A 19,767-nucleotide genomic window follows, 5' to 3' on the forward strand; every position below is an offset into this window, starting at 1 on the left:
CGCTCCACGAGTCGGGCCATCTGCACGCGGCCCAACTAGCTTGTCTATCCACCGTTTCGCTGTTGGCCGAGCATATTCATGGAACGTTCAGGTTATCTCCTCTAGTATTGGTGGTGGAACACAACAAAGGAGCGACTATGACATTCGGTCAGCAGCCCCAGAACAACGGGCAGTACAACCCGCAATATAACACCCCGGACTATAACGCCGCCCAGCAGGCAGGCTACGGTCAGCAGTACATGCAGAACGGATACGGCCAGCCACAGTACACCCAGCAGCCATACGGGCAGAACCAGAACTTCCAGTACGCCCAGCCACAGGGCGCAGGTACCGCCGCCATCAACACGACGATGACCTATAACTACGAGCAAGCTCAGCGTGTCTCCGTGACCCGCGCTTACGGAGAAATGACCATCGGTCTGATCGTCACCGCAGTGGTGGCTGTACTCGGTCAGATTACCGGCGCGTACTACAGCTTCCTGATGGCCACCGGCATGATCGGTCTGATTGGTCTGTGCGTGGCCCAGGTGGCGCTCGCCGTGATTCTCGGCGCTCGTGTGATGAAGATGAGCACCACGTCCGCCCGCGTCATGTTCTATGTGTACGCAGCGCTGATGGGCTTCACCCTAAGCTCCATCTTCATGGTCTATGACCTTGGTTCGATCGGCATGGCGCTCGGCATCACCGCAGCGTTCTTCTTCGCCCTGACCATGTTCGGCATGACCACCAAGTTCAACATGCTGAAGGCCGGCCCGATCCTGATGGTCGGTCTGATCGTGCTGATTGTCTCACAGGTCGTGCTGATGTTCCTGCAGGTCGACGGCATGACCCAGATTGTGTGCGCGATCGGTCTGATTCTGTTCGCCGGCATGACCATCTACGATGCACAGTCCACGCGAGCATTGTTCGCCGCCTATGAGGCACAGGGACCGGAAATGATCAAAAAGGTCTCCATCCTATGCGCGCTGAACCTGTACTTGGACTTCGTGAACATGTTCCTGTACATCCTGCAGCTGTTCGGCAACAGGGACTGATACTTCAACTTCAGCATTAACGCCGTTTGATTCGGCGCCGCTGATGGGCCCGACCACATTGTGGCCGGGCTTTTTCATACCCGTCATACGCGCGCATTAGGCTGACTGACCGTGAAGAGACAAGAAATCATTGGCGTGCTGGCCCTGCTGCTCACCGCATTGATCTGGGGGTTCGCGTTCGTGGCGCAGGTGCAGGGCATGGATTCCATGTCTCCGTTGTTCTTCAATGCATGTCGTTTTACGCTTGGCGCGCTGTCCCTAGTGCCGATTCTCATGTGGCAGCGTGGCAGGAAAACAGGCGAATCGCATGGGCATCAAGGGGCCGAAGCTGCTATGGAGCGTAGTGCTTCGAATGGCGCGCGTGACCATAAGCCCGGTTTCTGGCAATCGTTGCTCGCCAATCCCGTGTTCGTCTCCGTGCTGTGCGGCATAGTGCTTTTCACCGCCAGCACGTTGCAGCAGTATGGCATCATGTACGGCAAATCAGCCGGCCGTGCTGGATTCCTTACGGCTTTGTACATTGTGATGGTGCCGCTTCTGGCTTTTGTGCTCCTTCGCCGCCGCATTGGAATTCTGGTGTTCGCCGCCGTGGCGATGGCCATCGTCGGCTTCTATCTCCTATGCATCACTGATGGGTTTGGATCCATAGGTCTTGCCGACATTCTTCTGGTATTCACTGCGATGCTATTCGCCGCGCATATTCTGGTGATCGATACGCTGGGTTCGCGCGTGGATGCCATCAAACTATCGTTCGGCCAGTTCTGCACCACCGCCGTGTTGAGTTGGGCGGGGTCTCTGATTGAAGGCTCGGTGAACTGGACCGGCGCTTTCCACGCGTGGATGCCGATCATATACGCCGGCATCGGTTCGGTGGGCATCGCCTACACGTTGCAGGTGGTGGGCCAGCAATGGGTGCCTCCCACCCGAGCCAGCTTGCTGATGAGTTTGGAATCATTCTTCTCGGCGGTCGGTGGAGCGATCTTCCTTGGTGAAGTCATGACACCGCGTGGCTATCTTGGTTGCGCCTTGATTTTCTTTGGCACCCTGTTGGCGCAGGCTCCGGCCAAATTGCCAAAGTTTATGCGCAAAGATTAGATTGACTCCTTCAATGAGGAAGCCAATCTAATCCATTGGCGCTAATCAGTCCGTGGTCTTCGGCGCTTCGCCGACCTGTGGCGCGCCATTGATATCGCGGTGGATGTTCTGCATCTGCACTTCGATGTTCTGCAGGCTGCGCGAGCAATCCAGCAGCGTCTGCGAATGCTCGCTCAACTTGGCGTCCGGCAGATCGGTCTTGTATCTGAGCGCATGCTCCAGTGAAGCCCAATAATCCATCGCGATGGTACGGAACTGCACTTCGACCGGCGTGTAGTGCGCGCCGGAAGAGAGGAACACCGGCACCGCGTAGATTACGTGGAGCGAACGATAGCCGTTCTGCTTCGGGTTCTTGATGTAGTCCTTCACGCGCAGCACCTGGATATCCGACTGTGATGACAGATAGTTCGAAACGGAATACACGTCATCGCGATAATTGCAGATCACCCGGATGCCGGCCACATCGAACAGGTTGTCTTTGATGGAATTGACGGAGATGGGCAGGCCTTTGCGCTCGAGTTTGCCGATGATGGAGTTCACCGATTTCAGGCGGCGTTCCATATGGTGTATCGGATCATGGCTGAATCGCACCTGGAACTCGTCGTCGAGAATCTCCAGTTTGGTGCTGATTTCATACATGGCACCTTCATATACCTGCATCTGATCGATGAATTCGGTGATCTCATCGGCGCTGAACCGGCCTTCCGGCAGGTCCAGCATCTTCAGACGGGCGTTGAGGTCTGCGGTGTTGAGTCGATTATGTCGGTCAAGTATCACGCCAATCAATATACCCGGCCCATCTCGTCGAAACTGGATGAAGCCGGAGAATCTTCTACAATGCTTCATCGTTCGCGGATTGACGGACGCCGACTGCGAGGCGTGATTGGCGGTAATGGCCGCGCGACGCGCCCCATGACGAACCCGGCAGTTAGAATCGCAACTTATGAATGAAGACATGATGACCGAGGCGGAGCGCGCCTCGATTGAAGCCGGCGGGGCTGAAGCCGCAACAGGGGAGCGAGGCAAGGGCGTATTCCATATTCATACGCTTGGCTGCCAGATGAACGTACATGATTCCGAGCGTATTGCCGGTGTGCTGAAGGCCGATGGCTATGTGCCCGCCACGCAGGAGCAGATCGATGCCCATGATTTCGATGTGATCGTGCTCAACACCTGTGCGGTGCGCGAGAATGCGGCCGAGCGCATGTATGGCACCATCGGTCTGTTCAACCGTATTAAGATGCAGCGTCCGAACCTGCAGATTGCGGTGGGTGGCTGTATGGCTCAGTTGGACCGTGAGCGCATCGCCAAGAAAAAGCCATGGGTGGCCGCAGTATTCGGCACCAAGAACATCGAGGATTTGCCAAAGCTGCTCGACCAGAATCGGCTCACCGACAAGCCGCAGGTGAGGGTCAGCGACCAGTTGCAGGAATTCCCGAGCCAGCTGCCCGCCGCGCGCGCCTCCCGTGTGAGTTCATGGGTGGCGATTTCCGTGGGCTGCAACAACACCTGCACGTTCTGCATCGTGCCTACCACGCGCGGCAAGGAGAAGGACCGCCGGCCGGGCGACGTGCTCGCGGAAATTCGCAAATGCGTGGCCGACGGAGCCAAGGAAGTCACGTTGCTCGGCCAGAACGTGAACTCCTACGGTTACGGCATTGGCGATCGCTACGCGTTCAGCAAGCTGCTGCGCGCTTGCGGCGATATCGAAGGATTGGAACGTGTGCGATTCACGTCGCCGCACCCGGCCGCATTCACCGATGATGTAATCGCCGCCATGGCTGAAACGCCGAACGTGATGCATCAGCTGCATTTCCCGCTGCAATCCGGTTCCGACCGGATTTTGCGTGCGATGCGTCGCTCCTACCGTTCCGCCAAGTTCCTGGATATTCTTGGCCGAATTCGTGCGGCCATGCCGGATGCGCAGATCTCCACCGACATCATCGTCGGCTTCCCCGGTGAGACCGAAGAGGATTTCCAGGCCACGCTGGACGTGGTGCGCAAGGCGCGCTTCTCCACGGCGTTCATGTTCATCTATTCGCCACGCCCGGGAACGCCGGCCGCTTCGATGGAACAGATTCCGCGCGATGTGGTGCAGGAGCGTTTCGACCGACTGGTGGCCCTGCAGGAGGAGATCACGCAGGAGAACATGGAAAGCTTTGTAGGCCGTGACGTCGAGGTGATGATCACCGGGAAGCTGGGCAAGAAGGATTCCGATACGCATCGCGTATCCGGCCGTGAGAAGACCGGTGTACTGGTGCATATCGGCGTGCCGGAAGGCGAGCCGGTGCCGGAGGTCGGTGATTTCGTAACGGTGACTGTGACACATGCGGGCCGCCATAATTTGCTTGCCGATCCCGATATCGCAGCCGGTCAAACCTATTCGGTCCGTCACTGAAGGAAGCAGCACAATGACAGCACGAGTCGTATCCATCGTCGGTCCGACCGCATCCGGCAAAACCGGTCTCGGTATCGCCATCGCCAAGCGTTTGACCGAACAGGGTGAACGCGCTGAAATCGTGAACGCTGATGCCTACCAGATGTACCGCGGCATGGACATCGGCACCGCCAAGCCGACTGCCGAGGAGCAGGCTGCCGTACCGCATCATCTGATCGACATCATCGATCCGGAAGAATCGATGAGCGTGGCTCGTTTTCAGGAACTGGCCCGTGAGACCATCGCAGACCTGCAATCGCGTGGCATCCGACCGATTCTGGTAGGCGGCTCTGGCCTGTATGCGCGTGCCGCCATCGACGATATCTCCTTCCCGGGCACTGATCCTGAAATCCGCAAGAAGTATGAGGAACGGGAGAAGACCGAGGGCGCCGGCGCGCTGTTCGAAGAGCTTAAAGCCAAAGATCCCGAGGCGGCTGCTCGTATGGACCCGCATAATCCTCGCCGGACCATTCGCGCCCTGGAAGTCATCGAGCTTACCGGCCGCCCATATTCGGCAAGTCTGCCGCGCTACCGGTATGTGATTCCATCCGTGCAAATCGGTTTGGATTTGAGCCGCGAGGACTTGGATCATCGCATCGATCTCAGGACCAAGCAGATGATGACCAACGGCTTCGTCGAGGAAGTGGAACGACTACGCCCTCGTCTTGGAGCCACCGCAGTGCGTGCCCTTGGCTACCAGCAGATCATCGATCTGCTGGACGGCATCTGGGATGAATACGATGCATTCGCCGATATCGCGCAGAAAACCAAGCGCCTCGCCCGCAAGCAGATGGGCTGGTTCGGCCGAGACCCACGCATCCACTGGCTGCAGGCATTGAACCCGAAACTCGTGGACAATGCGATGGCCATCATCGCACACGCGGACGCCGGCGATTACGATCCCATCGATGCCCAGGCCGACGCCTACGTACAACATCATCTCGGCGACATCGCCGCCGCATAGCAATCAGTGCGCAGGCCCCTGGTCCCAACCGGCGATGAGGAATACGCGCGTTGGATTCGCAGGGCGCAGCATCGATGCGAACATGCGCTCGAACGCGGAAATATCCCCACGATACGCCGTATGTTTGGCTGTGCGATACGCTTCACGCGTCACCAAACCCCAGTCCAGATCCCATCCGGCATCATGAGCCAGTCGGGAGCCGAACATGCGCAGCACCATCGCATTGCCTCCGCGGAACGGATGCAGATAACCGAGTTCGTCATACATAATGGCGAACTTATGGATGAACACATCCCTGTCCAACGCATGAAGATTGCGGTTTTCCGCCAATTCCATCGCGATGTTATGCGCGCCCGTCTCAATCAAACCAGCAGGGAAGAACGCTTCGGGATTATTGGCCCGTGCCCGGTCGTTGGTGATTTCACGCGTGGTGTTGTTGGTGCGTAATTTGCCGGCGTCATCGAACACGCCCTCAAACAGCCCGCGATGAATCGCCACCAGCTCGTCCAAATCACCGGACGGATTCCAGCGGCGTTCGGCCAACAACACGGTGCGCGCAAACACGGCGTCCGCACGGTTCGTGGCGTGATCATCCAACGAGCCGTCTGAGAGACGACTCTCTCCGGTAGGCCCTATGGCGTGAATACGCATGGCGGTTTGCTCATCGGCAACATCGATGAGCTGACTTACATCCTGGCTGCCCTGCTCATAAGCCGCCGCGGCTCGCATCGTTGCCTCGCCCGGCGTCATGGCCTCCAGTGCGCAGTTCCTGAGTGCAAATGCGACTGCGCTCGCACGCTCTGCGGGTGTCATGCCACCCATGATAAGCCATGAATCGTGTCAGATGCGGTCATGAGACCCCATACATGTAGAATCAAACGCGATATGGCACGTACAGCATCTTCAAACAGCACTCGATCACGCAAATCCGCAAGCGGCGATGATGGTTCCACACATGATGGCGAGACCAGAATCCAGCCGGACATCGATCTCGAGCCTGAGCCGTTATGGCGCAAGGCCTTACTCGCTATTCCACGCGCGTTCGGCTCCGGCGTGCGCGCGGTGACTGGCGTGGGTGAATACGACCCCGCTTATCGGCGAGATGGCTTGTGCTTCCTGCTCCTGATACTCGCGATTTTGTTCTGCGCGTCTGAATGGTTCCGCGTGAACGGTCCGTTCGGTCAGCTGCTGCATGCCATGGCCTCCGGGGTGCTTGGCGTGATGAGCGTGGTCCTGCCGGTGCTGCTCGCCGCCGTGGCGTTCCGTCTGATGCGCAATTCGGGTCGAGGTTCCAGCAATCCTCGTGTAATCACTGGTTGGGTGCTACTCATGTGGTCGATCTGCTCGATCATCGATGTGGCGGTGGCTTCCGGGCATACCACGTTTGATATCACCGTGCTGCAATCGGCTGGCGGATTGTTCGGTTTCTTCCTGGGCTCGCCATTGGCCTGGGGGCTCTCCGCCGCATTCGCCATCGTGGTGTTCGTCGTATTCGGCTTGTTCTCGCTGCTGATGATTACCGGCACTCATGTGACGGACCTGCCCGATGATGCACGCAAACTGATGGCGTTCGTGCAGCGCAAGCCTTACACGTCCGAGGGTGAAGCGTCGGATGCGGCCGATGACGAGCACTCGCAATTCCCCAATGAGGTGCGTCTGGGGAACGCCACGCTTGCGTTTGCCGATGGGGTGCCGGCCCATGACGGCACGGACGATGCAGACGCCGGCGAGGGAGGGAACGGTATCAAGCCCAACTGGTTCTCCCGCCTGTTTTCCCGCAAATCCAAGATGGAAGATGATAAGAGGCTTGACCGATATGCTGCGGACGATCCATTCGACCGTGCAGCGAGCCAACATGGCGCCACCGCTGAAACTCCGGTGGTCGATTCCTCGACAGGTGAGATTCTTGATGGTGCCAACGCCTCTGGTGTAGGTGGCCGCACTATCGCTTCATCCTCCTATGATGGCCGTCCACATGTGGCGGGCAATGCTCCATTCTCCGATGATGCCGCCGGCGCCGCCACTACGGCTCTGGGTGGGGGAGCGGCGGCAGACTCAGCGTTTGGTGTCGGAGCTGCAACGCCGCGCGTCATTTCCGGTGGCGCGACCGTGGCCATGCCTTCGGGCTCCGGTCCGGATGGCACCACGGTGATGCCTTCGGGTGGGGCCGCCAACGATCCGTGGGCTCCGAGTGCGGCGGCTGTGGCCGGTGTGGCCGGGGCAGCCGCCAATGCCACGGCGCCTTATGCAGGCGCCGACGCGGATGGCAGTGGTGTGGGACAGTCCGGTGCGGCGGCTGGCGACGATGCGGGTGCGGCTGGCGATGACGATGCGAGCCGCCCGTATCAGTTACCTGATCTGAATCTGTTGACGAAGGGGCAGCCGCATGCGATGCGCACACCGGCCAATGACCGTGTGATTCGTGCATTGACCTCCACATTCGAGCAGTTCAACGTGGATGCCAAAGTGGTGGGCTTCCTGCGCGGCCCGTCCGTGACCCAGTATGAGGTGGAGCTCGGCCCCGGTGTGAAGGTGGAGAAGGTCACCAACCTGCAACGCAACATCGCATATGCGGTGGCCAGCTCCGACGTGCGTATCCTCTCCCCGATCCCCGGCAAATCCGCCATCGGTATCGAGATTCCGAACGAGGATCGCGAAATCGTGCATTTGGGCGATGTGCTGCGCTCCGACAAGGCCGTGAACGATCCGAATCCGATGCTCTCCGGCATCGGCAAGGATGTGGAAGGCCATTTCGTCACCGCCGACCTGACCAAGATGCCGCATTTGCTGGTCGCCGGTGCCACCGGTTCCGGTAAGTCGAGTTTCATCAATTCGATGCTCACCTCCATCATCATGCGCGCCACGCCGGAGCAGGTGCGCCTGATCATGGTCGATCCGAAGCGAGTGGAGCTTTCCGCCTATGCGGGTATCCCGCACCTGCTGACCCCGATCATCACCGATCCGAAGAAAGCCGCGCAGGCATTGGAATGGGTGGTCAAGGAGATGGACGCGCGATACTCCGATCTGGAATACTTCGGATTCCGCCACGTCAAGGACTTCAATGAGGCCGTACGCGCCGGCAAGGTGCACGCGCCGCTCGGCTCCAAGCGCAAGGTGGCCCCATATCCATACATCCTTGTGGTGGTGGACGAGATGGCCGATCTGATGATGGTGGCCAAGAACGATGTGGAAAGCTCCATCCAGCGCATTACCCAGCTCGCGCGAGCCGCCGGCGTGCACCTGGTACTCGCCACGCAGCGCCCGTCCGTGGACGTGGTGACCGGTTTGATCAAGGCCAATATTCCTTCCCGACTGGCATTCGCCACCTCTTCGGCCACTGACTCCCGAGTCATCTTGGATACTGTGGGTGCCGAGACCCTGATTGGCCAAGGCGACGCCTTGTTCCTGCCGATGGGGTCAGCCAAGCCCATCCGTGTGCAGGGTTCGTGGGTTTCCGAGTCCGAGATTCGCAAGGCCGTGGAATTCGTGCGTACCCAACGCAAGCCGAAATACCGCGAGGACATCGAGGAGATGGCCAAGGAAGCCGAGAAGAAGGGCAGTTCCGATATCGACGAGGAGATCGGCGACGATATGGACGTGCTGCTGCAGGCCGCCGAGCTCGTGGTCACATCGCAGTTCGGTTCCACCTCCATGCTGCAACGTAAACTCCGTGTCGGTTTCGCCAAGGCCGGCCGTCTTATGGATTTGCTGGAATCACGCGGCGTTGTGGGCCCCTCCGAGGGATCCAAGGCGCGTGAAGTGCTCGTGCAGCCGCAGGACCTGCCGCAGGTGCTCGCCTTCATCCGCGGTGAAACCGGCTCGCTTACGCCATCGGCTCCCGCCCAAGGCGAACTCGGCGGGGAATAGCCGCTCTCTTTCAGCTGATGGTCAGCCAATAGTCACCCAAGGTAGAAGTGTGGGGGTAACGTGGGCGGTATGAGTAGTGAATCAACGGATAAGCAGGCTGAGGTGGAAGCCAAGCCCAAGGCGTCGATTTTCGATGGTTGGAATGCGCCGCCGAACCTGGTCACATATTCGCGCATCGTGCTGGTGATTATCTTCCTGGTGCTGGATGTTATGGCTGGCGAATGGGGGGCGAATAATCTTACGTTGCGTTGGGTGGCGGCAGTACTGTTCATCATCGCCGCCTCCACCGATAAGATCGACGGCTGGATGGCCCGCAAATACAATCAGGTCACCGAGATGGGCAAGCTCATGGATCCGATCGCGGATAAGCTCCTGACCTGTGGCGCCATGATTGTATGCTCCGTGTTTGGCGAACTTGGTTGGTGGGTCACCATCCTGTTCCTGATTCGCGAGATCGGCATCACGGTGATGCGTTTCTTTGTGATGGAGCGCCCAGGTGGCAAGGTGATCGCCGCAGCTTGGCCGGGTAAGCTCAAGACCGTGTTCCAGTGCGTGGGTCTCTCCATGCTGCTGCTGCCGATGTGGTCATTGGAGAACAGCGCCACTACGCCGCTGTGGCTCACCGCCTACTACTTCCTGACCTATACGATCATATATGTGGCGTTGGTACTGTGCCTCTATTCCGGCGGCGTGTACCTGTACAACACGTTCGTGGCGCCGAAGAAGGCGGACAAGTAAGCGAAGCTTGAACCGTCAAGCATTGAATGCAGGATGGGATGTGGCTCAGGCCGCATCCCATTTTCGTAAAGGTTGTTGCATCAGAGTTGCTGTTTCTCTGTGCGCTGGTCGAGAGGATTGCTGATATGAGCATTGCGGATACTGTGAACATGAGCCAGTTGCGTCAAGCATGCGATACTGCCGCTACGCAGATCTTGAAGATATGCGAAGCCCGTGGCGCAAAAATCGCTTGCGCGGAATCATTGACCGGGGGATTGCTTGCGGATGCTTTCGTACGCATCCCCGGTGCCTCGAACGTATTCCTCGGTTCAGCGGTCACGTATGACATCAAAGCCAAAGCGTCCGTGCTCGGCGTGGATCGCGGGCTGCTGGAGCGTGAAGGCGCCGTGCACCCCGAGGTCGCGCGCCAGATGGCCGCCGCAACGGCGAAACTCTACGATCAGCCGGGATACGCTGACCATATCATCGGCCTTTCCACTACCGGTGTGGCCGGACCTGGTCCCGATGGAGACAAGCCGGTTGGACTGGTATATGTTGGTTTCCGTGCTCCAGCGCAACTGACGGCTGACCGTGTCGAGTGCATTGAAGCGGTGGAATTGCGCTTGTCTGGCACACGCGAAGAGGTGCGTCTGCAAACCGTGTTCAGCGCGCTGAACCATGTGCGACAACTGCTTGGATAAGGGCATCAGCTAAACCTGAGTCTATTTTCAGCAACTTTTCAGGAATAAAACCATGGGTGTGTGGTGTTGAACCTTATGGAAACAATGTACAGGCCTGGAAGGGGGCTAAGGCGATGGAAACGATGACGCCAATCAATGAGCAAATGGATGTTGCCGTCAAGACTCCGATGAGAGTGCAGCCGGGTATTGCGCGCATGCGTGAACTCACCCCGGCCCAGCGCCGTGCGGTGGTGTTCGCCCAGCAGCAGGTTTTGAAGGCTCAGGCCGCTAAGAGGGCCAAGGACGTGCGCGAGGCCGCTCGCGCACGTATGCGTCAGGAAGAGGACGACGAGATGCGCCCGCGCACAGCTGCGGTGAAGAGCGTGGTCGCTGAGGCCGCTCCTCACGATGTGTCGTTGCGTGAAGCGATTGGCCATGTGCTGCGTGACCTGCGTACGCGTGATCGTCGTACGTTGCGCGAGGTGTCTGAGAAGGCGGGTGTGTCTCTGGGCTATCTTTCTGAAGTGGAACGCGGTCAGAAGGAGGCCAGCTCGGAGTTGCTGAGTTCGATCGCCGATTCGCTTGGTGTGAGTACCGCGCAGATGCTGCGCATGGTTGCGGATTATCTTGATTCGGTTGCTGAGTAATTCATTGGATGGAACTGAGTGATTGAACGCGCCGTTAGTGGCGCCGATAGGCGTGTGGGATGGGTCTGCGACTGTCTATGGTCGCAGACCCTTTTTGTTTTTGTTTTTGTTTTTGTTTTGGGTGCATTCTACACCGTGTTCGCCGGGTGTGGCACACTGTCGAGTATGCGTGAACGTGAATTTTGGGAGTTGCTGGAGGAAGTGTTCGGCCGCAGCTATGGCCGTTCGCTGGCGCAGGATCAGAGAATGCCCAGATTGGCGAACATGACCGTGATTGAGGCGCTTGATGCCGGTGAAGAGCCGCGCGTGGTCTGGAACGTGCTATGTGACCAGATGGAGGTGCCGGATTCCAGGCGATGGGGCCATGACCACAATGCGCCTCCGTTGCCGGCGGCATGATATCGAATCCGGTGGTGATGCCGTTTTCGTGGTATTTCGGGCGTGTTGTTCACCGATTTCGAACAAATGTTCGCGTGTTGTTCTATAGTTGTCCACAGCGAGATGAAGCCACATACATGGGTGCGGTAATGATTCGAGCAGTGCAAAGCCTTGCGGCAGTAAGGTTTTGCACTGATCATGTGCCGTATGCGAGGTATGCGAGCAAGCTCGGACCACATAGGCCGTTCGGGCTTGCCTTCAGGGGCGATGCTTACATACGGTGGAGTAATCAACCGCACGCGACTTCGATAAGGAGAAGATCATGGCACAGGAAACCAAGTCGGCTCAGAAACCGGCAGGTGCGGCCGAACACGAGCTTGATCCCAAGCGCAAGGCCGCGCTGGATGCCGCATTGGCCCAAGTGGAGAAGAGCTTTGGCAAGGGCTCAGCGATGCGGCTTGGCGATAGGCCGGAACAAAACGTCGAGGTGATTTCCACCGGGTCGTTGGCCTTGGACATGGCGCTCGGTATTGGCGGTCTTCCCAAGGGGCGCATCGTCGAGATTTATGGCCCGGAGTCTTCCGGCAAGACCACGTTGGCGCTGCATGTAGTGGCCAACGCCCAGAAGAGCGGTGGCGTCGCCGCTTACATCGATGCCGAACATGCCCTTGATCCGGCATATGCGCGAAAACTCGGTGTGGATACGGATTCCTTGATTGTCTCCCAGCCGGATAACGGCGAACAGGCGTTGGAAATCGCCGACATGCTGATTCGTTCCGGTGCGTTGGACGTCATTGTCATTGATTCAGTGGCTGCGTTGGTGCCGAAAGCTGAAATCGACGGTGATATGGGAGACAGCCACGTCGGTTTGCAGGCACGACTGATGAGCCAGGCGCTGCGCAAGATGACCGGTGCATTGGCGCAGGCCGGTACCACCGCCATTTTCATCAACCAGTTGCGTGAGAAGATCGGCGTGTTCTTCGGAAACCCCGAAACCACCACCGGTGGTAAGGCGTTGAAGTTCTATGCATCGGTGCGTATGGATATTCGTCGTATCCAGACCATCAAGAACGGTGATGAGGCTGTTGGCAACCGTACCCGTGTCAAGGTGGTGAAGAATAAGATGGCACCGCCTTTCAAGTCCGCTGAATTCGACATGCTCTATGGCGAGGGCATCTCCCGCGAGGGCTCGGTTATCGATATGGCTCAGCAGGTCGGGGTGGTCAAGAAGTCCGGTTCCTGGTTCACCTATGAGGGCGATCAGCTTGGCCAAGGCCGTGAGAAGGTGCGCCAGTTCCTGAAGGACAATCCGGCCATCACCGAGGAGATTGAGAACAAGGTCAAGGCTCAGTTTGGCCTGATTGCTCCATCCGATCAGTTTGCCGAAGATGAGGAGGCCACTGCAGCTGCGGCTGTCAGTGAGGCTGCGGCCGCGGATGCGGCTAAGGACAGCAAGGCGGCTGCGGCTAAATCCACTACTCGGGCATCTAAAGCCGCACCTGATAAGGCGCCGGCAGCTAAGGTCTGAATGTGATTAGTGCTGAAGCATTTCTGCAGCGCAACCCGGTTGTGCTGCAGACTGCCAATGAACCGGAATCGGGAAGCGTATCGTCTCTCGATGAAGCAGAGGATTCTGCTCGTAGTATGTCCAATGATTCTGGGCATGCGGGTGGAATGATTACTGGGACTACGCGTAGGCGTGGTATGACTTCATGGAACGCGCGGTCTGCTGGAAATGCGGGTGCCGATGATCCTAGTGATGTGGATGCATGCCGTGAAGCTGCATTGCGGTTGCTCGATGCTGCTCCTCGCTCGTCAGGGGCTCTGCGTGACCGGTTGCTGGGCAAAGGATATGCTGAAGATGTAGTCGAAGGCGTAATCGAGCGCTTGATTGCTGTACATCTCATTAATGACCTCGATTATGCGCAGTCCGTGGTGCGTGTATGCGCTAACCGTATGATGGGCCGCCGTGGCACCATGATGGAGCTTGCTCGTAAGGGAGTTGATCGTGTGCTTGCTACCCAAGTTGTGAACGAAGCCGAGCAAAACGGTGTGTTTGAGGAAGCGGCATGGGAATTGGGGCGCCGCGTGGCACGCAAGACGGAAGGGTTGGATCGTCAAGTACGTCAGCGTCGCTTTTGGGCTGCAGGAGGGCGCAAAGGGCATAACCCGTCAATTCTTCGTGAAGTAGCTGCCGAATTGCTACATTAGTCCGGTCTTCTCCGGACCATATGTATAATTGCCTGCTTGAGACCTCTTGATGGCCGCGGCCGTGATCTTCATTGGGATCGGCTGAGGAACTTCCGGGCTCCGCAGAGCACGATGGCGGATAACGTCCGCCCAGGGTGACCTGAGAGATAGCGCAGCAGAGAATAGACCGCCCGCGCAAGTGGGTAAGGGTGAAACGGCGGTGTAAGAGACCACCGGGCCTCTGGTAACAGGTGGCCGCATGGCAAGCCTCATCGGGAGCAAGGCCAAGCAGATGGCGGTAAGGGCTGCTCGCCCGTGCCATCGGGTAGGCTGCTAGAGCCTAGCGGTGACGCTAGGTCGAGATGGATGGCCATCCGTCTGCGGCGTTCGCGCCACAGACGACAGAACCCGGGGTATAAGAGGTCTCACTTCATTTATCCGCATTTGGTGCATCCATCGATGCATCATCAATCGACGATGCCAGTGGCGATGCGTTTGAGCTCGGCCAGATGACTTTGGAACGCAGTTCGTCCGGTCGGCGTCATCGCATACCAACGCACCATGTGCCGGCTGCCGTCCGACTCGCGTTTGGACACGGATACATACCCGCAATCGGCGAGCGTCTTCAGATGCTTGGAGCAAGCAGCATCATTCATGCCCAGTGTGCCCCTGATTGCGGCGAACTGCATCTCATCTACAGCGGCGAGTATGCCGCAGATACGCAACCGCATCGGCTCGTGAATCACCGGGTCGAAATGTGGTTCGATCGCCGTGTGCTTTGACCTTCTCGGTGGCATAGCTATATCTTCGCCAACGCCTGGGACGCAAGACGGTCGTAGCCGGTCTCGCCCGCCACGAAAAACACCGCCCACAACATGGTCGCTATCATCACCCACCATGCGGTGCGGAATGGGTCCCTGTTGCTCCAGTTCAGATAAACGAGCGAACCTGCATAGGCGATGAGCATGACGTACATCGTGGCGTGCAGCACATGCATGCGGATGTTCATCGGGCGCACGCCGAACGTAAGGAACCAGGGCCACAGCAACGGGACGCTGGCGTCACGCCGATCACCTGCTCCCTGCGCGTTGGCCAGCCAGCGCATCATCTGATAGGCCACGACGATGCATGCCAAATTGATCGCAAGACATAGCCATACGCACCATTGGCTGTATGCGCTGTACCTCAGCGTCTCATCGATTAATGGCTTGAAATAGTCATCGATTTCCTCGACGGGGATGTTCCGGTGCGAGGCTTGGCTTATCGCATCATCGTACTCGCCCTGCAGTGTCGTGAGGCGATTCCATGTCCAGGAGTCAAATGCGCTGCTAATCTGGATGCTCAGCACGTCGAAGGCCATGAGCAACGCGATTGTCGGATAAAGCCATCGAGGCGGAGACAGGCGTGTCGACAGTGCCGAACGGTCACGTTCGATGCCTTTCAGGAGGCGAATTGCCGCATCGGGCGTCAATGGGTTCGTCTCGTCGGGGAGGGGACTGGTCGTGTCTTTGACGGACGATACATGAAAGACATCGTTGGTGTCGTCTCGGATAGAACGCGTCATCGCGGTTTCCTTTCCGGTAGCCCGCGGCCTGTCATCGTTGACATCGGGTCGGTTGGGTTCGGTTTGTTTTCCTTACAGGAAAGTATAAAGCTTTCCTGTAAGGAAAACAAACCGACCTATCAGGCTACGTCGTGGCATGTTTCGGAACCATGTCGGGAAAGAATGAGTTTTCTCTTGGCGAGTTGCCAAGGATTCACGTGTTGTTCGTCTACAATGAAACTTACCCAAGCGGTGATGATGCCGTTTGGACCACATATAGCGGACAACACCGCTTGAGTCATTAGGAGGTCAACATGGAAATCGTCGTTACCGGACGTCACACGCAGATCAAGCAAAGGTTCCGTGATGTTGTTGAGTCCAAGATGAATCGTGTGACCGCTATCGCCCCGGATGCTCAGCGCGCGCAGATTGTGCTGACCCATGAGGGCAACCCGCGTCAGGCCGATACCGCCAAGCGCGTGGAAATCACCGTTATCGCAGGCCGTACCGTGGTGCGCGCCGAAGCTTCCAGCACGGATGAGTTCAGCGCACTGGATATGGCGCTCGACAAGCTGACGCTTCGCCTGCGTCGCACCCGCGATCGCCGTAAGGATCATCGTCGCGGCTACACCAACCCGGTGCCGGTCGATTTGGGTGTCGCCGCTCCGGAACCTGAGGCCGAGGAGGCTGAGGAGGAGCCGAACAACAGCCCGGCAGCTGCGGTCGCCTCCGACCTCGGTCCTGGCGAGTCCGTGGAAGTTCAGGTTGGTGATACGCCGATTGTCATCCGTCGTAAGCTGCACATCGCAGAACCGATGAGCATCGATGAGGCCCTGTACGAGATGGAGCTCATCGGTCACGACTTCTTCTTGTTCGTCAACAAGGAGACTGGCCGTCCGTCCGTCGTCTACCACCGCCACGGTTGGAGCTACGGCGTCTTCGAGATCGATACCCCGGAGAACGTCAAGAAGGACTGATTAGCCCGATAGAGCAATAGTTGCATAGGAATGAGCCGCTTCCCGATAAGGAGGCGGCTCATTTGTTTGTTGTTCGTCTGACGAGACAAGGATCTTATTACTGAACGATATATCTATTTTTCGTATTTTGGTCGAAAAAATCAGAGAATCTGAGAGGCGGTCGGTATTCTGGTACGCGGAACCACCGTAATCAATCAAGGGAGAACCCAGTGGTCGATATTGTTGACAAAGCCCTACGCATGGGTGAAGGTCGCCAGATCAAGAAACTCGAGAATGTGGCCAAGGCGGTAAACGCTTTGGAGGATGAGATTTCCGCCCTGTCCGACGAGGATCTCAAGGCCCAGACCCCGAAGTTCAAGCAGCAGATCGAAAACGGCAAGAGCCTCGACGAGATCATGCCTGAAGCATTCGCCACCGTGCGTGAAGTCTCCAAGCGCACGCTCGGCCAGCGTCACTTCGATGTGCAGCTCATGGGTGGTGCAGCACTGCACTGGGGCAACATCGCTGAAATGAAGACCGGTGAAGGCAAGACCTTGGTCGCCACTCTGCCGAGCTACCTCAATGCGCTCGAAGGCAAGGGTGTACACGTGGTCACCGTCAACGACTACCTGGCCAGCTACCAGAGCGAGCTGATGGGCCGTATCTACCGCTTCCTCGGCATGAGCGTCGGCTGCATCATCACCGAGCAGAAGCCGCCGGAGCGTCGTAAGCAGTACAACGCCGACATCACCTACGGCACCAACAACGAATTCGGCTTCGACTACCTGCGCGACAACATGGCCTGGGAGAAGGCCGATCTCGTGCAGCGCGGCCATCATTACGCCATCGTCGATGAGGTCGACTCCATTCTTATCGATGAGGCCCGTACCCCGTTGATTATCTCCGGTCCGGCCGAGGGTGATGTGACCCGCTGGTACCGCCAGTTCGCCAAGCTGGTGCTGAAGCTCACTCGTGACGAGGATTACGAGGTCGACGAGAAGAAGAAGGTCGTTGGCATCCTGGATCCGGGCATCACCAAGGTCGAGGACTTCCTCGGTATCGACAACCTCTACGAGCCGGCCAACACCGCGTTGATCGGCTACCTCAACAACGCCATCAAGGCCAAGGAACTGTTCATCAGGGACAAGGATTACGTCGTCACCCAAGGCGAGGTGCTCATCGTCGACGAGCATACCGGCCGTATCCTGCCTGGCCGTCGTTACAACGAGGGTCTGCACCAGGCCATCGAAGCCAAGGAAGGCGTGGAGGTCAAGGCCGAGAACCAGACCTTCGCCACCATCACCCTGCAGAACTACTTCCGCATGTACGACAAGCTCGCAGGCATGACCGGTACCGCAGAAACCGAGGCCGCCGAGTTCATGAACACCTACAAGTTGGGCGTGCTGCCGATTCCGACCAACAAGCCGATGATTCGCAAGGATCAGGACGATCTCATCTTCCGCACCAAGAAGGAGAAGCTTGCCGCCATCGTCAAGGATGTCGCCAAGCGCCACGCTTCCGGCCAGCCGGTGCTGCTCGGTACCGCATCCGTCGAAAGCTCCGAAGTGGTCTCCACTCTGCTCGACGTCGCCAAGATCCCGCACCAGGTGCTGAACGCCAAGCAGCACGAGAAGGAAGCCGCCGTCGTGGCCGTGGCAGGCCGCAAGGGCGCCGTGACCGTGGCCACCAACATGGCTGGTCGTGGTACCGATATCATGCTCGGCGGCAACGTCGAGTTCCTCGCCGACGCCAAGTTGAAGTCCGAAGGCTACTCTCCGGAAGATACTCCGGAAGAGTATGAGAAGCGTTGGCCGGGTACTCTGAACGAGATCAAGGCGCAGGTCAAGGACGAGCACGAGGAAGTCAAGAAGCTTGGCGGCCTGTACGTGCTTGGCACTGAGCGTCACGAGTCCCGTCGTATCGACAACCAGCTGCGTGGTCGTTCCGGCCGTCAGGGCGATCCGGGCGAATCCCGCTTCTACCTGTCTCTCGAAGATGATCTGATGCGCCTGTTCAACACCCAGCTCGTGGCCCAGGTCATGGCCAAGGGCATGGAGGAAGGTCAGCCGATCGAGTCGAAGTCCGTGACCAAGGGCGTGCGCACCGCACAGAAGGCCGTGGAATCCCGCAACTACGAGATTCGTAAGAACGTGCTGAAGTACGACGACGTGATGAACAAGCAGCGTACCGTCATCTACTCCGAGCGTCAGGCCGTGCTGAAGGGCGAGGACATCCACGAGGATATCGAGCGCTTCATCGCCGACACCGTCGAGTCCTACATCAAGGGCGCAGAAAAGGGCTCCGACAAGCCGAAGGACTGGGATTGGGAAGGCCTGTTCAAGGCACTCAACACCGTGGTGCCCACCAAGGTGACCGTTGACGAAGCCAAGGAAGCCGCCGGCAAGCTCAAGGGCGAAAAGGCCATCGAAGCCGTGCGCGACCTCATCGTCAAGGACGCCAAGGAGAAGTACGACGAGCTTGAGAAGACCATTGGCGAGAAGGGTCTGCGCGATCTTGAACGCCGCGTGGTGCTCGCCGTGCTCGACCGCAAGTGGCGTGAACACCTCTACGAGATGGACTACCTGAAGGACGGCATCGGCCTGCGCGGTATGGGTCAACGCGATCCGCTGGTCGAATACCAGCGCGAAGGCTACCAGATGTACAACTCCATGATTGAAGCCATCAAGGAGGAGTCCGTCCAGCTGCTGTTCCACATCGACGTCAAGCAGGTCGCCGCAACCCAGGATGACAGCACCACTGATGACGAGGATGCTGCTGTGGCCGCTGCCGAAGGCGCCACCGGTGTTTCCGAATCTGCTGACGGTGCCGACTCTGCCGCAACCGTGGCCGCCGGCCCGGATGAAGACGGTGAGAGCGAAGAGGAAGCTGCTGAAGGCGAGACCGAGGATGAATCCGAGGAAGACGCCGAGGAGAAGCAGGCCATCGCCGACTCCGCAGCCGCATCCGCCGCAGGTGACGCCACGCTGCCGGTGGCCGGCCCGGCTCCGATCAGCCACGCCGAAGGCAAGGTTCCGGTTGCCAAGCGCCCGAAGAGCGACGAACTGAAGACCCCGTGGGCCGACGGTCGTACGTTCCCGGGCACGAGCAAGAACGCTCCGTGCCCATGCGGTTCCGGTCGTAAGTACAAGATGTGCCACGGCCAGAACGAAAAATGAGTCACACTGAGCAATCAGTGGTAGCGCTCTAACGCAATTGGGGCTTCCTGTGCAAGGGAAGCCCCAATTTTTTGGTTACAGCG

17 protein-coding genes and 1 other RNA gene are annotated in these 19,767 nt (G+C 58.3%); 14 read left to right on the forward strand and 4 right to left on the reverse strand.

What is annotated here, in order from left to right; genetic code table 11:
• Nucleotides 1-137: 137 nt before the first annotated feature.
• Together F7D08_RS06815 and F7D08_RS06820 are read left to right on the forward strand one after the other, a co-directional pair.
• Entirely contained in the window at nt 138-1,034 is an 897-nt protein-coding gene (locus tag F7D08_RS06815; protein ID WP_152209904.1) for a Bax inhibitor-1/YccA family protein, read from the forward strand.
• A 135-nt stretch (nt 1,035-1,169) separates the two neighbouring features.
• Entirely contained in the window at nt 1,170-2,129 is a 960-nt protein-coding gene (locus F7D08_RS06820; RefSeq protein WP_152209966.1) for a DMT family transporter, read from the forward strand.
• Between the two features lie 45 nt (nt 2,130-2,174).
• Here F7D08_RS06820 and F7D08_RS06825 read toward each other — a convergent pair whose 3' ends face one another.
• Entirely contained in the window at nt 2,175-2,915 is a 741-nt protein-coding gene (locus F7D08_RS06825; protein ID WP_193316232.1) for a GTP pyrophosphokinase, read from the reverse strand.
• 157 nt (nt 2,916-3,072) lie between these two features.
• On the opposite strand from F7D08_RS06825, the gene miaB reads away from it, so the two are divergent.
• Nucleotides 3,073-4,527 (forward strand): tRNA (N6-isopentenyl adenosine(37)-C2)-methylthiotransferase MiaB, encoded by a 1,455-nt coding sequence (miaB, locus tag F7D08_RS06830; RefSeq protein WP_193316233.1) that lies wholly within the window; start codon nt 3,073-3,075, stop codon nt 4,525-4,527.
• A gap of 13 nt (nt 4,528-4,540) precedes the next feature.
• Nucleotides 4,541-5,530 carry a tRNA (adenosine(37)-N6)-dimethylallyltransferase MiaA gene (miaA, locus tag F7D08_RS06835; protein ID WP_152209906.1) on the forward strand — a complete coding sequence of 330 codons (990 nt, stop codon included), beginning with the start codon at nt 4,541-4,543 and terminating at the stop codon, nt 5,528-5,530.
• Between the two features lie 3 nt (nt 5,531-5,533).
• Here the strand turns inward: miaA and F7D08_RS06840 are convergent, their stop codons facing one another.
• Nucleotides 5,534-6,280 (reverse strand): Fic/DOC family protein, encoded by a 747-nt coding sequence (locus tag F7D08_RS06840; RefSeq protein WP_226803426.1) that lies wholly within the window; start codon nt 6,278-6,280, stop codon nt 5,534-5,536.
• A 135-nt stretch (nt 6,281-6,415) separates the two neighbouring features.
• Between F7D08_RS06840 and F7D08_RS06845 the strand changes: the two genes are divergently transcribed.
• From F7D08_RS06845 to rnpB, 8 genes are all read left to right on the forward strand, one after another.
• Nucleotides 6,416-9,397, forward strand: coding sequence for an FtsK/SpoIIIE family DNA translocase (locus F7D08_RS06845; RefSeq protein WP_152209908.1), 2,982 nt, complete (start codon nt 6,416-6,418; stop codon nt 9,395-9,397).
• Between the two features lie 69 nt (nt 9,398-9,466).
• Nucleotides 9,467-10,135: a CDP-diacylglycerol--glycerol-3-phosphate 3-phosphatidyltransferase gene (gene pgsA, locus F7D08_RS06850; protein WP_152209909.1), complete on the forward strand. Its 669-nt coding sequence runs from the start codon at nt 9,467-9,469 to the stop codon at nt 10,133-10,135.
• Between the two features lie 125 nt (nt 10,136-10,260).
• Nucleotides 10,261-10,815 (forward strand): CinA family protein, encoded by a 555-nt coding sequence (locus F7D08_RS06855; RefSeq protein WP_404979661.1) that lies wholly within the window; start codon nt 10,261-10,263, stop codon nt 10,813-10,815.
• A gap of 113 nt (nt 10,816-10,928) precedes the next feature.
• Nucleotides 10,929-11,441 carry a helix-turn-helix domain-containing protein gene (locus tag F7D08_RS06860; RefSeq protein ID WP_152209910.1) on the forward strand — a complete coding sequence of 171 codons (513 nt, stop codon included), beginning with the start codon at nt 10,929-10,931 and terminating at the stop codon, nt 11,439-11,441.
• A gap of 165 nt (nt 11,442-11,606) precedes the next feature.
• Nucleotides 11,607-11,840 carry a DUF3046 domain-containing protein gene (locus F7D08_RS06865; protein ID WP_152209911.1) on the forward strand — a complete coding sequence of 78 codons (234 nt, stop codon included), beginning with the start codon at nt 11,607-11,609 and terminating at the stop codon, nt 11,838-11,840.
• A 301-nt stretch (nt 11,841-12,141) separates the two neighbouring features.
• Nucleotides 12,142-13,347, forward strand: a complete 1,206-nt coding sequence (recA, locus tag F7D08_RS06870) for a recombinase RecA (protein WP_152209912.1) — start codon at nt 12,142-12,144, stop codon at nt 13,345-13,347.
• A gap of 2 nt (nt 13,348-13,349) precedes the next feature.
• A complete protein-coding gene (locus F7D08_RS06875; protein ID WP_226803416.1) occupies nt 13,350-14,030 on the forward strand; it encodes a regulatory protein RecX in 681 nt (226 codons plus the stop codon).
• Between the two features lie 37 nt (nt 14,031-14,067).
• Nucleotides 14,068-14,441, forward strand: an RNA gene (rnpB, locus tag F7D08_RS06880) — RNase P RNA component class A.
• A gap of 35 nt (nt 14,442-14,476) precedes the next feature.
• On the opposite strand, the gene F7D08_RS06885 is transcribed toward rnpB, so the two are convergent.
• Both F7D08_RS06885 and F7D08_RS06890 read right to left on the reverse strand, forming a co-directional pair.
• Complete coding sequence (locus tag F7D08_RS06885; RefSeq protein WP_226803417.1) at nt 14,477-14,806, reverse strand: transcriptional regulator; 330 nt, start codon at nt 14,804-14,806, stop codon at nt 14,477-14,479.
• A gap of 2 nt (nt 14,807-14,808) precedes the next feature.
• The gene (locus F7D08_RS06890; RefSeq protein ID WP_152209913.1) at nt 14,809-15,573 is read right to left on the reverse strand and encodes a hypothetical protein; all 765 of its coding nucleotides are present in this window, start codon (nt 15,571-15,573) and stop codon (nt 14,809-14,811) included.
• 293 nt (nt 15,574-15,866) lie between these two features.
• Here F7D08_RS06890 and hpf point away from each other — a divergent pair, with 293 nt between their 5' ends.
• The gene (gene hpf, locus F7D08_RS06895) at nt 15,867-16,529 is read left to right on the forward strand and encodes a ribosome hibernation-promoting factor, HPF/YfiA family (RefSeq protein WP_152209914.1); all 663 of its coding nucleotides are present in this window, start codon (nt 15,867-15,869) and stop codon (nt 16,527-16,529) included.
• A 209-nt stretch (nt 16,530-16,738) separates the two neighbouring features.
• On the forward strand, nt 16,739-19,684 hold the full coding sequence (secA, locus tag F7D08_RS06900; protein WP_152209915.1) for a preprotein translocase subunit SecA: 2,946 nt from the start codon (nt 16,739-16,741) through the stop codon (nt 19,682-19,684).
• Nucleotides 19,685-19,767: the final 83 nt, after the last annotated feature.

The sequence above is a fragment of the Bifidobacterium cebidarum genome, assembly GCF_009193305.1.
Classification (GTDB): Bacteria; Actinomycetota; Actinomycetes; order Actinomycetales; family Bifidobacteriaceae; genus Bifidobacterium; species Bifidobacterium cebidarum.

Bases quoted from the DNA above. Each gene is read 5' to 3' on its own strand.
- F7D08_RS06890 (WP_152209913.1), bottom strand. From the start codon at position 15,573: ATGACGCGTTCTATCCGAGACGACACCAACGATGTCTTTCATGTATCG.
- F7D08_RS06855 (WP_404979661.1), top strand. From the start codon at position 10,261: ATGAGCATTGCGGATACTGTGAACATGAGCCAGTTGCGTCAAGCATGC.
- hpf (WP_152209914.1), top strand. From the start codon at position 15,867: ATGGAAATCGTCGTTACCGGACGTCACACGCAGATCAAGCAAAGGTTC.
- recA (WP_152209912.1), top strand. From the start codon at position 12,142: ATGGCACAGGAAACCAAGTCGGCTCAGAAACCGGCAGGTGCGGCCGAA.
- pgsA (WP_152209909.1), top strand. From the start codon at position 9,467: ATGAGTAGTGAATCAACGGATAAGCAGGCTGAGGTGGAAGCCAAGCCC.
- F7D08_RS06865 (WP_152209911.1), top strand. From the start codon at position 11,607: ATGCGTGAACGTGAATTTTGGGAGTTGCTGGAGGAAGTGTTCGGCCGC.
- miaA (WP_152209906.1), top strand. From the start codon at position 4,541: ATGACAGCACGAGTCGTATCCATCGTCGGTCCGACCGCATCCGGCAAA.
- F7D08_RS06815 (WP_152209904.1), top strand. From the start codon at position 138: ATGACATTCGGTCAGCAGCCCCAGAACAACGGGCAGTACAACCCGCAA.
- F7D08_RS06840 (WP_226803426.1), bottom strand. From the start codon at position 6,280: ATGACGCCGGGCGAGGCAACGATGCGAGCCGCGGCGGCTTATGAGCAG.
- F7D08_RS06860 (WP_152209910.1), top strand. From the start codon at position 10,929: ATGGAAACGATGACGCCAATCAATGAGCAAATGGATGTTGCCGTCAAG.
- F7D08_RS06845 (WP_152209908.1), top strand. From the start codon at position 6,416: ATGGCACGTACAGCATCTTCAAACAGCACTCGATCACGCAAATCCGCA.
- miaB (WP_193316233.1), top strand. From the start codon at position 3,073: ATGAATGAAGACATGATGACCGAGGCGGAGCGCGCCTCGATTGAAGCC.
- F7D08_RS06885 (WP_226803417.1), bottom strand. From the start codon at position 14,806: ATGCCACCGAGAAGGTCAAAGCACACGGCGATCGAACCACATTTCGAC.